We start from the raw sequence: 13,623 nt of genomic DNA on the forward strand, positions 1-13,623 counted from the left end.
TCACTGACTCAGAAGGAGTGAACCAGCAATGAAAAAAAAGAAACAGAGTCCCATTTTCAGGAGATTAAATTATTTCTCTCCTATTGAACGCCATTCCAATCAACACAGCCAAACCACTTATGAAGACCGGAATTGGGAAGATGTATACAGAAATAGATGGCAGCATGATAAAGTGGTTCGCTCTACCCACGGGGTGAACTGTACAGGCTCCTGCAGCTGGAATATCTACGTCAAAAACGGAATCGTCACATGGGAAGGGCAGCGACTCGATTACCCTTCGACTGGCCCTGATATGCCGGACTTTGAACCGCGCGGCTGTCCGAGGGGAGCGAGCTTTTCCTGGTATATATACAGCCCGCTCCGCGTGAAATATCCGTATGTACGCGGTGTGCTGATCCAGATGTGGCGCGAGGCGCTAAACAGCAGCAAAAATCCGCTGGAAGCATGGAAATCAATTATCGAAAACCCTGAAAAAGCAAAGGCCTATAAACAGGCACGCGGAAAAGGCGGATTTGTCCGCGCCGAATGGAGCGAAGTCCTGAAGCTGATTTCGGCTTCCCTTCTGTACACCATTGCCAAATACGGTCCTGACCGAAATGTCGGCTTCTCGCCGATTCCAGCCATGTCGATGCTCAGCCACGCAGCAGGGTCACGCTTTATGTCCCTGATCGGCGGGCCGATGCTGAGCTTCTATGACTGGTATGCCGACCTCCCTCCTGCTTCACCGCAAATTTGGGGAGATCAAACCGACGTTCCGGAAAGCAGCGACTGGTACAATTCAGGCTACATCATGACATGGGGTTCTAATGTGCCGCTTACCAGAACGCCTGACGCTCACTTTTTAGCCGAAGCCCGCTATAAAGGGGCAAAAGTGATTTCGATCAGCCCGGACTTTGCCGAGTCCTCAAAGTTTTCCGATGATTGGCTGAGCATCAGACAAGGCACGGACGGCGCACTGGCCATGGCGATGGGCCACGTCATTCTCCAAGACTTTTATGTCAACCAGAAAACGGAGCGTTTTATTGATTATGCAAAACAATATACCGATTTCCCGTTTTTGGTGACTTTGAAAGAGGAAAACGGAACGTTCACAGCAGGCCGCTTCCTCCATGCTAAAGATATCGGGCGTGCTACAGAGCATGATGAGTGGAAGCCTGCCGTTTGGGATGAAGACACAGATGGATTTGCGATTCCGCAGGGCACGATGGGCTCCCGCTGGGACGGCCAAGGAAAATGGAATCTGCGCATGGTTGATGAGGATTCAGAAAAACCGATCACACCTCGGCTTTCCATGCTTGGACACGAAGATATGATCGGCACGGTCAACATTCCTTACTTCTCACATGACGGCAATAAAGTGCTTGAAAGACCGCTTCCGATCAAAAAAATGATTCTGGACGGAGAGGAAGTTTTTGTTTCTACCGTTTTCGACCTGACGCTCGCCAACTATGGCGTCAACCGCGGAATTGACGGGCAGACGCCGGCATCATTTGATGATCCTGAACCGTTTACACCGGCTTGGCAAGAGCCGATTACTGGCATTAAAAGTGAAATGGTGATCAAAATCGCAAGGGAATTCGCGCAAAATGCGATTGACACAGAGGGCCGTTCAATGATCATTGTCGGCGCCGGGATTAACCATTGGTTCAATTCAGACACCATTTACAGAGCTGTGCTGAACCTTGTGCTTCTCGTCGGAGCTCAAGGGGTTAACGGAGGCGGCTGGGCCCACTATGTCGGCCAGGAAAAACTCCGGCCGGCCGAAGGATGGCAGACGATCGCGACGGCAAAAGACTGGGGAGGCCCTGCCAAACTGCAAAACGGAACATCATTTTTCTACTTCGCTACCGATCAGTGGCGCTATGAAGATCAGGAAATCAGCGGGCTTGCTTCCCCTATCGCAAAAACATCGCGCTACAAGCACCACGCCGATTACAATGTGCTGGCGGCAAGACTCGGATGGCTTCCATCGTATCCGACGTTTGAGAAAAACGGTATCGATCTGTATAAAGAAGCAGAAAAAGCAGGCGCTGAGAACGCTCAGCAAGTCGGAAGCTATATCGCCAGACAGCTTGAGGAGAAAAATCTCAAGTTTTCGATTGAAGATCCTGACAATGAAAAGAACTTCCCGAGAAATCTATTTGTCTGGAGAGCCAACTTAATCTCGAGCTCCGGCAAAGGTCATGAATATTTTCTGAAGCACTTGCTCGGCACGACTAACGGACTGATGAACGATGATCAGGATAGCATCCGTCCCGAAGAAATCACATGGCGTGACAAAGCGCCTGAAGGCAAACTCGACTTACTGGTCAATCTCGATTTCCGGATGGCGGGAACAGCCCTTTATTCAGACATCGTGCTCCCTGCGGCCACCTGGTACGAAAAACACGATCTCAGCAGCACGGATATGCATCCGTTCATCCACCCGTTTAACCCGGCAATTAGCGCGCCGTGGGAAGCAAAGTCTGATTGGGATATTTTCAAAGCATTGGCAAAAGCGGTTTCCAATCTGGCTGAAGAAATGGACATGGAACCTGTAAAAGAGGCTGTTGCGACTCCTCTTCTCCATGACACTCCACAGGAAATGGCGCAGCCGCTCGGGAAAATCAAAGATTGGAGCAAAGGCGACTGCCCTGCCGTTCCCGGCAAAACAATGCCGCAAATTCATGTTGTGGAACGGGATTACAAGCAGATTTTCAATAAGATGACATCGCTTGGGCCGAATGTTGTCAAACAGCCGTTTGGTACGAAAGGTATGAACTGGTCTGTTGAAGCGGAATATGATTCCCTCAAAAAAACGATCGGCGTCGTAAAAGACGACACGATCGCCAAAGGCTGTCCTGACATCAGTGATGCAAGACAGGCTGCGGAAGCGGTATTGACCCTCTCTTCCACTTCAAACGGGAAAGTAGCCGTTAAAGCGTGGGAATCGCTTGAAAAAATAACGAATCTTGAGTTGAAAGACTTAGCTGAAGAACGGGAAGAGGAATGCTTTACATTTGAGCAAATTTCGGCTCAGCCGAAAACGGTGATCACCTCCCCTGCTTTCAGCGGTTCTGAAAAAGGCGGACGGCGCTATTCTCCGTTTACAACGAACGTTGAAAAACTGATTCCGTGGAGAACGCTGACCGGCAGACAGTCTTTTTACCTTGATCATGAAATGATGACGGAATTCGGCGAGAACATGGCGACATTCAAGCCGATCCTGATCCACCGCCCTTTCTTGAACAAGCGTCCGGATCAGGAAGGAAAAGAAATCGTTTTAAACTATTTAACGCCGCATAATAAATGGTCGGTTCACAGCATGTATTTTGATTCCCTGCCGATGCTTACCCTTTTCAGAGGCGGGCCGACAGTCTGGATGAATAAAGACGATGCGGAAGAAACCGACATTCAGGACAACGACTGGATCGAATGCTTCAACCGAAACGGAGTCGTCGTCGCACGGGCCGTGACATCACACCGGATTCCAAAAGGAATGGCCTTTATGCACCATGCCCAAGACCGGCATATCAATGTACCGGGAACAAAGCTGACGAATAACCGCGGTGGAACCCATAACAGTCCGACCCGCATCCATGTCAAGCCGACGCAGATGATCGGAGGCTACGGCCAGCTCAGCTACGGATTCAACTACTACGGGCCGACAGGAAATCAGCGCGACCTCAATGTCGTGATCAGAAAATTGAAGGAGGTCGATTGGCTTGAAGATTAAAGCTCAAATCGGAATGGTAATGAACCTTGATAAATGCATCGGCTGCCACACATGCAGCGTCACATGCAAAAACACATGGACAAACCGTTCCGGTGCAGAATATATGTACTTCAACAACGTCGAAACAAAACCGGGCATCGGCTACCCTAAACAATGGGAGGACCAGGATAAATACAGAGGCGGCTGGGAGCTGAAAAAAGGCAAACTTCAGCTCAAATCAGGCGCCAAAACAACGCGGCTCATGAATTTATTCTACAACCCGTACCAGCCGACGATCGATGACTACTATGAACCTTGGAACTATGATTATGAAACGCTGACAAACAGTCCGGAGAAAAAACACCAGCCTGTTGCAAGGCCGAAGTCTTCCATTACGGGAGACTTCATGAACCTTGAATGGGGTCCGAACTGGGAAGACGATCTTGCCGGCGGCCACATTACAGGCCTTCAAGATCCAAACGTCAAAAAAATGGAAGAATCGATCAAGACTGAATTTGAAGACGTCTTTATGATGTATCTGCCAAGGATATGCGAACACTGCATCAATCCTTCCTGCGTCTCCTCCTGTCCGTCGGGAGCGATGTACAAACGCGAAGAAGACGGGATCGTTCTCGTCGATCAAAATGCGTGCCGCTCATGGAGACACTGTGTATCATCATGCCCTTATAAAAAAGTGTATTTCAACTGGCAGACGAACAAGGCGGAAAAATGCACATTGTGCTTCCCTCGTCTTGAAGCAGGACTGCCGACAATCTGCTCTGAGACATGCGTCGGCAGAATCCGCTATCTCGGAGTCATGCTTTATGATGCAGATAAAGTCGAAGAAGCGGCTTCAGCCGAAAATGAAAAAGATCTATATCACTCCCAGCTGGAAATTTTCCTTGATCCGAATGATCCCGCTGTCGCAGAAGAAGCAAAAGCTCAAGGCATTCCGCTGGAGTGGATCGAAGCAGCGCAAAAATCTCCGATCTACAAAATGATCATCGATTGGAAAATCGCTCTGCCGCTGCATCCTGAATACCGGACATTGCCGATGGTATGGTATATTCCGCCGCTCAGTCCGATTATGAATATGTTTGAAGGAAAAGGAACGGCCCAATCAGCTGAAGATATCTTCCCTGCCATTGATGAAATGCGGATTCCGATCGAATATTTGGCCAATTTGCTGACTGCCGGTGATACACACCATATAAGAACGACATTAAAGAAAATGTCTGTGATGCGTATGTACATGCGAGCGACTCAAACAAACAAACAGATCGATTCAGCCCTGATTCAAGATACCGGATTGACTGAAGAGCAGATTGAAGATATGTACCGTCTGCTTGCGATCGCCAAATACGATGACCGCTTTGTCATTCCGCAAACCCATCGCGAAGAAGTCGCGGATCTGTACATGGAACAAGGAAGCTGCGGATTATCGTTTGCCGGAGGACCCGGATCTTGCCAAAACATATAACACTGGAGGGAAGCTTCATGAATGGAACAGACAAACAAACCGTTTTTGCCGCTCTTTCTCACCTCCTCTCCTACCCTGATGAAGAGTGGAGAAAAGAACGTTCCGAATGGCAGCAGATCATCGGCGAAATCGAACATGAAGCGCTGAAAGGGCATCTGCTTGCCTTTTTGGAAAGCGCGGCTTCCTATTCGTCTGAGGAATTGATCGAAACGTACGTATATACGTTTGATTTCGGCAAAAAAACGAACCTTTATGTCACCTATTTCAACTCCGGTGAACAAAGGGAGCGCGGAATTGAATTGCTGCAGCTGAAAGATCTGTATCAGCAGTCCGGTTTTCAGCCGACAGACAAAGAGCTGCCGGATTATCTGCCGCTCATGCTTGAATTTGCTGCAGTCGCCGATCATGAAAAAGCTGCGGCTGTATTCCAAAAATACGCAGCGAACCTGGAAGAATTAAGATTGCAGCTTTCAGAGAATGAAAGCATCTATACGCCGTTATTAGACGGATTAATGATGATTTTAGAGGAAATTGGTGTTGAAAGGAATGTACAGCCATGATCGAACAAATCCTGTGGGTCATCCTCCCCTATATCGTCATCACCATTTTTATCGGAGGGCATATATACCGCTATCAACATGATCAGTTTGGCTGGACGGCCAAATCAAGCGAAATGCTCGAAAAGAAAAAATTGGCGCTTGGCAGCAGCCTTTTTCACTGGGGAATCTTTTTTGTCATCGGCGGGCATGTGATGGGAATTTTAATTCCGGAAAGCCTTTATCAGGCGCTCGGCGTATCAGAGCATATGTACCATAAAATCGCGATCGGTTTCGGACTGCCCGCGGGCATCGCCGCGCTGTCAGGACTTATCATATTGACCTACCGCAGATTCACGGACAAACGAATTCGAAAAACGAGCTCTGCCGGTGATTTCATCACGCTGGTCGCTTTGTTATTCGTCATGACGACTGGGCTTGCGGCAACCTTCTTGAACATCGATTCAAAAGGATTCGACTATCGGACAACAATCAGCCCGTGGTTTCGCAACATTTTCTTATTCAAGCCTGATGCCGGACTTATGGCGAGCGTGCCCCTCTGGTTTAAGCTTCATATTATGATGGGCTACGTCATTTTCATCGTCTGGCCGTTTACTCGGCTCGTCCACGTATTCAGCATGCCGCTAAAATATTTGACAAGAAGCTATGTTGTTTACCGAAAACGGGCGCCCCGCAAAAGCATTTAAACATTTTCCCTAAAGCCAAAACGGCTTTAGGGATTTTTTTCTCTATAGGCAAGCTACCCTTATTCCCTATCAATCATACGATAAAGCAAACCATCAGAAAGGAGCGTTTTTATTGTATCCATACGATCCTTCACTATATGATCCGTATCGCCAGCAATTTCCGCCGGGGCCGCCTCCAGGAGTTGGAGGACAGCAGCAACAGCAGTTTCTCCCCCCGCCGCCGAGCCAATTTCCGCAAGACACCGGCCCTTCGGTATTTGCCGTTGATCCCGGCGGAATCAGAAGATGCCTGTTCAAATATACATTCATCCGCTTAAGAAACGGCAGCCGCTTTTGGTTCTACCCGGTTTTCGTCGGACGTTATTCGATTGCGGGCTACCGCTGGAGACCGCGTCAATTCCGCTGGGTTTACTTCGGTATTGACTTGAACGAGATTACCTCATTCAGCTGTCAGTAAAAAAACAAGAAAAAGGCGCCCCAAGGACGCCTTTTTTCATATTGTTTATTTCGATTGCAATGTTTCCTTCTCGTCTTCCCAAGCCTCTGTGTTTTTCAGACCTGGAATCGAGCTTGCCTTAAAGACAGGGTTCTTCCCTGTTTTACGCTGATCAGTATAGTCTTTCAGCACTTTCGCGGCAATTCCGGAAAGAAGCAGAATCGCAATCAGGTTAATGATCGCCATTAATCCCATAAATAAATCCGCCATGTCCCACACAAGTTGAAAACCGGATACAGATCCGAAGATGACCATTGCGACAACAGCTGTACGGTAAACGGCAAGCGTCGTCTTGCTCTTTTTAATAAATTCAATATTCGTCTCACCATAATAGTAGTTTCCGACGATTGAGCTGAAAGCGAACAGGAAAATCGCCACTGCGACAAACGCAGGCGCCCAGCTTCCGACATGATGCTGCATGGCTGCTTGTGTAATTTGAATGCCGTCAAGCTCTTTGCCCGGCGTCAGATTGAACAGCAGAATCATAAAGGCTGTCGCACTGCAGATAACCATCGTATCAAAGAATACGCCAAGCGTTTGGATAAAACCTTGCTTCGCCGGGTGAGAGACATTGGCAGTCGCCGCTGCGTTCGGCGCGCTTCCCATTCCGGCTTCGTTTGAAAACAAGCCGCGCTTCGCACCGATAATAATGATGCTACCGAGCGTACCCCCTGCAATCTGCTCGATCCCGAAAGCATCTTTCACAATCATCGCGAAAACGGCCGGTATTTGAGAAATATTCGTCAGCACGACAAATAAAGCAAGTCCAAGATAAATGACCGCCATAACCGGAACGATCAACTGCGAAACTGTCACAACCCGTTTCAAACCGCCGAAAATGATAAATCCGGTCAATACCGCCAAAACAATTCCGACCGTTGTTTTATCAAGGTTGAAAGCCCCTTCCATCGAACCGACGATCGTATTGGCTTGCACCGCATTAAAGATCAATCCGAATGTAATCGTAATCAAAACGGCAAAGATAATCCCCATCCATCTGGCGCCCAGCGCTTTTTCCATGTAATAAGCTGGGCCCCCTCTGAAATGATCGCCGTCTTTGACCTTGTACACTTGAGCCAGCGTACTCTCCACAAAGCTGGAAGCCATACCGACAAGCGCGACAACCCACATCCAAAAGACCGCTCCAGGTCCTCCTGTTGCAACAGCAAGCGCGACACCGGTCAGGTTACCCGTGCCGACACGCGAAGCGGCGGAAATAAAGAAAGCCTGCAAAGACGAGACGCCTTTTCCTTTCTCCTCCTTTTGTCCGACGATACGAAACATCTCGAAGAAATAGCGGAATTGAACGAATTTCAATTTAAAAGTAAAGAACAGGCCTATTCCTATTAATATATAGACTAAATAAGTCCAAATAAAACCGCTTGGGACATTGATGATTTCGCTTAAAATTTCTTCCATAGCACCCTCCTGAAACAAACGAATTTTGTTTTGATGTTAAGTTTTCTAACATGATAGGATTATATCATAATAATGACACAAGAAAAACTAGATAGAATTTTCTGTCTTTTGAACATAAAGGCTGTTAACATCATTATTACTTTAGTCCCAATGCTCATTATAGCAGAGTATCATCTTTATTCATATATAAAAATGCGCTTTCATTCCAAGTGCGTTCCAAGTGCGTTGCGAAAAATCTCATATTGTCAATAAATATTTGCCAACTGTCACAAAATAATCATCTTTTCTTATAACATAAAATATGCTAAGATGATGAGATACTAAGGGGATGAGATCAAATGAAAAAGACATTGTTTCTGCAACTGTCCATATTCTTTTTAGTCATTGCGAGCCTTCATTCGTTCTCAATGCCCCAGATGCCGGCAAATCACCATACGCAAAAAGCCGCTGTTTCAGGAGACGAACTCCATGAACTGACAGCCGGCAAATATGGTGAAGAAAAGGCGAAATCATTGTGGAATTCACTCGGCTTCGGAGCTGAATCCATCCTTCTCTTCATCTTAGCTGCAGCTTCCGGCCAGGCGTTCATGATGAACAGGCGGAAAGAGCATCTGAAGGCATTTATGCTCGCGGTGTTCTATCACTCTTCTTATTTCGATAAAGCGCATGTTTTAAAACCATAACCATACGAAAAAAACGGGAGGTTTTAACATGTTATTTATTATAAGAACGGTGATTATTGGACTATTTTCATTGGCAGCAATCAATTTGTTTGTTTTTCAAGGAATTGAATTCATGCACGCGATTACCGACCTTTTCAATCGCCAGGACAGCTGAATTTGAAGCGATTTGAAAAAGCTAGACAATAAAATTTCAAGAAACAGTTTGATTGGCATGAGTCCGGCACTGCACGGATTCATGCCTTTTCATTTGGTCTTCCTTCGTCTTGTGATTGCAGTAAAAGCGGAACAATCCTATTATACTTAAATACAGCTTTTCCATCTTCTTCAAAAACAATTAAATTTTTTCGAAAAATTTTAAACATTTTTTCAACAACTGCCGGGATTTTATTTCAAATCTACAAATATAAGATATAATGTTTCTGTACCAATTAAATACCAATTACTTATAGAAAGAAGATGTTCATATGAGTAAAGTATCTGGAAAAATTGCTTTTGTTACTGGCGGAGGCCAAGGAATTGGCGAAGCAATCTGCAAACGCTTGGCGGAGGATGGGTTCGCTGTTGCAGTTGCCGATTATAATGTAGAAACTGCAACACAAGTTGCTGAGGACATTAACCTGCATAACGGTAAGGCAATTGCAGTTAAAGTGGATGTTGCTGATCGGGACGATGTTTTTAAAGCAGTCGATGAAACGGTTAAACGCCTCGGCGGTCTTGATGTGGTGATCAATAATGCAGGTCTTGGACCAACCACACCTATTGAAAGCATTACATATGAAGATTATCGGAAAATCTATGATGTTAACGTCGGCGGTACTTATTGGGGAATTCAAGCAGCTGTAAAAGCCTTTAAAGAACTTGGACACGGCGGGAAAATCATTAATGCTTCTTCTCAAGCCGGTCAAGTCGGTAACCCGGGCTTGGCAGTTTACGGCGGAACAAAGTTCGCTGTTCGCGGGATTACGCAAACGGCGGCAAAAGATCTAGCTGAATTAGGCATTACGGTTAACGCCTTTTGTCCGGGTATCGTAAAAACGCCTATGATGATGGGGATTGCACAGCAAACCGCTGATGAAGCAGGCAAGCCATTTGAATGGGGAATGGAACAATTCGCTAAAAATATTGCATTAAAACGCTTATCAGAGCCGGAAGATGTAGCAGCATGCGTTTCTTATCTTGCAGGGCCGGATTCAGATTATATGACCGGCCAGTCTCTTATCATTGATGGCGGAATGGTATTTAATTAATTTTAAAATCATATTCAATATGGAGGGCGGAGTTTTCCGCCTCCATATTGAAATAACAAGCTAGAGCTGATATGTCACGGTTCGTCCAATCACGCCCCGTTTAAAAATTTGGACCAAAGAGCGTCTTCCCTTTTGAAACCCCCTGTTTCAAAATGAACTAGTGCGAAGATTTCCCCTGCGATAAGCGGCACCCAAGATAGCTCCTTTCGATTCCCCACTCCAAGCCTCATAGGTTTATTTGCGCGCTTTTTCCGCCAATTTGTTTATTTCCTCCATTTTTTTCGATTTCCTCTAAACTGCGACCTCGAGTTTCAGGGACGCGTGTCCGGATAAATACAACTCCAAGTAAACAAATAACACCGAAGATTGCAAACACAGCTTCTTGAGACATCGAAGCGGTCATAATAGGAAATAGCAATCCAACCAAGAAAGAGCCGATCCAGTTAAATGATGAAGCTATTCCAGACGCGCGCCCGCGAATGACCAGAGGGAAAATTTCTCCAACGATGACCCAAGTTAAAGGAGCCCACGTGAATGAATAAAGTGCTACATAGATACTTAAAAAGACAACCATCATCATCGGATTTGCATTAGGAATTAATATATTCAATATTGCCGGCAAAATAAAGGACAGCCCCATAACGGTTCCGCCTACTGTTAATAAAGTACGGCGATTAAATTTATCAGCGATCATGATGAATAGCAATGAACCTAGCACGAGAATAACACCTTGAATAATCGGCCACATCAACGCTGAACTTGCCGCATTCCCTGTTGCTTTTTCTACAATCAAAGGAATGTAATAAAAAATTGCGTTAGCACCCTGGAATTGTTGAAAAGCGGCAACACCCACACCAGCAATTAATAAAAAACGATATTTATTACTTAAGAGTGTAGCCCATGATGCTTTTTGATTTGCCTTTGTTTCCTCTCTGGCAGTTTCTTGTATTTGTGCTATTTCAGAATCAATCTCCCCTTTGTTAGAGCGAATATAGCTCAACACCTTGCGTGCTTCATCAAGTTTATTGTTCTTGATTAAAAAACGAGGTGATTCAGGTAACTTTAACATTCCAACATATAAGATCACAGCAGGTACGGCAGCCAAACCAAGCATCAACCGCCATGCCATTGTTTCCGGCAAATCTTTCAATAGAAAATCAACAATGTAAGAAAGCAACATTCCAGAACAAATCATGGTTTGATTAATTCCTGACAGCCGTCCGCGTAAACGTGCAGGCGCCATTTCCGACATATAGGCCGGGACCAATGCAGAGGCAGCACCAACGGCCAATCCTAATAAAACCCGAGAAATAATTAAAAACAGTACCCCATTATGAGGTGCTATTCCTGACAAAATGGATCCAACAACAAAAATGACAGCGGAAATTAAAATCATTTTGCGACGTCCCAAACGATCAGAAAGTTGTCCGGCCAGGGCGCCTCCAAAAATAGCGCCTAACATGACCGAAGAAGTAATCCAGCCAATAACCCCGGCGTTGTCTTGAAGGTTCCAATCGTGTTGCAGAAAAGGCAAAGCACCCGTCATAACGCCGATATCATAACCGAAAAGAATGCCGGCAAAAGCCCCGAAAAAATAAATGAAGCCACTTGAGATTTTCTTTTCATTAACCATTTAAGTTCCCTCCTCAAGGTTGAAATTATATTGTGTAATCCAGCCACCAAAATTATCGATGGCTTTTTCAGAAATCATTAAAGTGTTTCCAAACTGCAAATACATGCTAGGATATTGGTGGGATTTCTCACTAAACCTCATGGTTTTATTCGCCTATTATTAAACGCTTTCAATTTTTCCGGAACATAACGATAACGCTTACAAAATCATGAATATTTTGATATCTGATATCCCTATTTTTCACCTCCAAGGAAGCAGAGCCTCCTCGGAGGTTAGAGGCATTACTTAATCACTACATATTCCAGGTCAACCAGCTTTGCATAAGTGATCATTTGGTCTGTTGTTAAATTCAATGAAACAACTGTATGGTGACCGCCGCCGTTTTCAAGCCACGCTTTCACTCCATCCTGAAAGCTAGGCTTCACTTCCCAAAGCACCCGTGCCACCGGAAGGTTTGGTGCCGGAACAGTTGGTTCAAATGCAGAAACTTCGTTAATCAACAGTTTGTAATGCGTACCAAAGTCTGCCATCGAAACAACCACACCATCTCCTGCTTTTCCGTCGAACACTAAGCGTGCCGGGTCTTCACGATCACCAATACCTAATGGAGATACGATAATTTTCGGTTTGCTGCTTGCTAAAGATGGGTCAACTTCAAGCATATGTGATTGAAGGATTGATTCTTGACCGGCAGCTAATTCATATGTGTAATCTTCCATAAAGCCGGTTGATTGGTTACGGCTCATCACTTTGAGTAAACGATCGAGCGCTGCAGTTTTCCAATCTCCTTCACCAGCAAAGCCATATCCTTGGGCCATCAAACGTTGGACGGCAAGACCCGGAAGTTGTTTCATCCCATATAAATCTTCAAAGTTAGTTGTGAAGGCATTATAACCACCATCATCCAGGAAACGTTTAATGGCGATTTCATAGCTTGCTTGTACTTTTACGCTCTTCTCCCAATCTTCCTGACTGTAAGTACCATAATCAAATTCATAAAGGTCTGCATATTCAGCAAACAATCGATTAATTTCTTCATCTGTAACCGCATTCACGTATTGAACAAGATCACCAATGCCAAAGTAATCAACTGTCCAGCCAAATTGAATTTGCGCTTCAACCTTATCCCCTTCAGTAACAGCAACGTTACGCATGTTGTCACCAAATCGGGCGACCTTGATGTTGAAACTTTCGTTATAAGCAACCGCTACGTCCATCCATTCCGCAATTTGCTGTTGCACTTCAGGGCGTTCCCAATAACCTACGACAACTTTATTTTGTTTTTGCAAACGGGCATTGATAAAACCATATTCACGGTCCCCATGAGCAGATTGGTTTAGGTTCATAAAGTCCATGTCAATCGTTGTCCATGGAATACTTTCATTAAATTGTGTCGCTAAATGAAGTAACGGTTTTTGTAATAATTTTGTTCCGCGAATCCACATTTTTGCAGGTGAAAAAGTATGCATCCAAGTGATAACACCGGCAACTTCGTCACGATAGTTCACTTCTTTCATGATGCTTGTGATTTTATCTGCACTAACAGCTAAATCTTGCAATACAAGCGGGTATGGCAATACAGCGCTTTCATTTAATGCATCAGTCACGGCTTGCGCGTGCGCTCTGACTTCTTCAAGCGCTTCTTCCCCATAAAGATGTTGTGAACCTACGACAAACCAGAATTCTTTTTTTCCTTGTGTTAACATCATAACCCTCTTTTCTTAAATG

11 protein-coding genes are annotated in these 13,623 nt (G+C 45.4%); 8 read left to right on the plus strand and 3 right to left on the minus strand.

Annotated elements, in window-relative coordinates; all coding sequences use genetic code 11:
* The first annotated feature begins 28 nt into the window (after positions 1-28).
* The 5 genes from M1E03_RS11420 (at position 29) to M1E03_RS11440 (ending at position 6,874) form a co-directional block, all read left to right on the plus strand.
* Positions 29-3,715 (plus strand): nitrate reductase subunit alpha, encoded by a 3,687-nt coding sequence (locus M1E03_RS11420; protein WP_145623972.1) that lies wholly within the window; start codon positions 29-31, stop codon positions 3,713-3,715.
* Entirely contained in the window at positions 3,705-5,174 is a 1,470-nt protein-coding gene (narH, locus tag M1E03_RS11425; protein ID WP_020451629.1) for a nitrate reductase subunit beta, read from the plus strand. The genes M1E03_RS11420 and narH overlap by 11 nt, the downstream gene beginning before the upstream one ends.
* Before the next feature lie 17 nt (positions 5,175-5,191).
* Positions 5,192-5,734 carry a nitrate reductase molybdenum cofactor assembly chaperone gene (gene narJ / locus M1E03_RS11430; RefSeq protein ID WP_020451628.1) on the plus strand — a complete coding sequence of 181 codons (543 nt, stop codon included), beginning with the start codon at positions 5,192-5,194 and terminating at the stop codon, positions 5,732-5,734.
* On the plus strand, positions 5,731-6,417 hold the full coding sequence (gene narI, locus M1E03_RS11435; protein WP_020451627.1) for a respiratory nitrate reductase subunit gamma: 687 nt from the start codon (positions 5,731-5,733) through the stop codon (positions 6,415-6,417). The genes narJ and narI overlap by 4 nt, the downstream gene beginning before the upstream one ends.
* A gap of 112 nt (positions 6,418-6,529) precedes the next feature.
* Positions 6,530-6,874 carry a hypothetical protein gene (locus M1E03_RS11440; RefSeq protein ID WP_020451626.1) on the plus strand — a complete coding sequence of 115 codons (345 nt, stop codon included), beginning with the start codon at positions 6,530-6,532 and terminating at the stop codon, positions 6,872-6,874.
* Positions 6,875-6,919: 45 nt separating this feature from the next.
* Here M1E03_RS11440 and M1E03_RS11445 read toward each other — a convergent pair whose 3' ends face one another.
* Positions 6,920-8,332 (minus strand): alanine/glycine:cation symporter family protein, encoded by a 1,413-nt coding sequence (locus tag M1E03_RS11445; RefSeq protein ID WP_023857575.1) that lies wholly within the window; start codon positions 8,330-8,332, stop codon positions 6,920-6,922.
* A 338-nt stretch (positions 8,333-8,670) separates the two neighbouring features.
* Between M1E03_RS11445 and M1E03_RS11450 the strand changes: the two genes are divergently transcribed.
* The 3 genes from M1E03_RS11450 (at position 8,671) to M1E03_RS11460 (ending at position 10,262) form a co-directional block, all read left to right on the plus strand.
* Positions 8,671-9,015, plus strand: coding sequence for a hypothetical protein (locus tag M1E03_RS11450; protein ID WP_020451623.1), 345 nt, complete (start codon positions 8,671-8,673; stop codon positions 9,013-9,015).
* 28 nt (positions 9,016-9,043) lie between these two features.
* Entirely contained in the window at positions 9,044-9,169 is a 126-nt protein-coding gene (locus tag M1E03_RS11455; protein WP_020451622.1) for a hypothetical protein, read from the plus strand.
* A 310-nt stretch (positions 9,170-9,479) separates the two neighbouring features.
* Complete coding sequence (locus tag M1E03_RS11460) at positions 9,480-10,262, plus strand: (S)-acetoin forming diacetyl reductase (protein ID WP_145623974.1); 783 nt, start codon at positions 9,480-9,482, stop codon at positions 10,260-10,262.
* Positions 10,263-10,488: 226 nt separating this feature from the next.
* On the opposite strand, the gene M1E03_RS11465 is transcribed toward M1E03_RS11460, so the two are convergent.
* Positions 10,489-11,895 carry a sugar porter family MFS transporter gene (locus M1E03_RS11465; protein ID WP_026579648.1) on the minus strand — a complete coding sequence of 469 codons (1,407 nt, stop codon included), beginning with the start codon at positions 11,893-11,895 and terminating at the stop codon, positions 10,489-10,491.
* Positions 11,896-12,176: 281 nt separating this feature from the next.
* A complete protein-coding gene (araA, locus tag M1E03_RS11470; protein ID WP_458110802.1) occupies positions 12,177-13,601 on the minus strand; it encodes an L-arabinose isomerase in 1,425 nt (474 codons plus the stop codon).
* Positions 13,602-13,623: the final 22 nt, after the last annotated feature.

It is taken from the genome of Bacillus sp. PK6-013, from assembly GCF_054161445.1.

Coding starts and splice junctions, on each gene's coding strand:
- M1E03_RS11460 (WP_145623974.1), top strand. CDS start 9,480: ATGAGTAAAGTATCTGGAAAAATTGCTTTTGTTACTGGCGGAGGCCAA.
- narJ (WP_020451628.1), top strand. CDS start 5,192: ATGAATGGAACAGACAAACAAACCGTTTTTGCCGCTCTTTCTCACCTC.
- M1E03_RS11445 (WP_023857575.1), bottom strand. CDS start 8,332: ATGGAAGAAATTTTAAGCGAAATCATCAATGTCCCAAGCGGTTTTATT.
- M1E03_RS11465 (WP_026579648.1), bottom strand. CDS start 11,895: ATGGTTAATGAAAAGAAAATCTCAAGTGGCTTCATTTATTTTTTCGGG.
- M1E03_RS11450 (WP_020451623.1), top strand. CDS start 8,671: ATGAAAAAGACATTGTTTCTGCAACTGTCCATATTCTTTTTAGTCATT.
- M1E03_RS11420 (WP_145623972.1), top strand. CDS start 29: ATGAAAAAAAAGAAACAGAGTCCCATTTTCAGGAGATTAAATTATTTC.
- narI (WP_020451627.1), top strand. CDS start 5,731: ATGATCGAACAAATCCTGTGGGTCATCCTCCCCTATATCGTCATCACC.
- araA (WP_458110802.1), bottom strand. CDS start 13,601: ATGTTAACACAAGGAAAAAAAGAATTCTGGTTTGTCGTAGGTTCACAA.
- M1E03_RS11455 (WP_020451622.1), top strand. CDS start 9,044: ATGTTATTTATTATAAGAACGGTGATTATTGGACTATTTTCATTGGCA.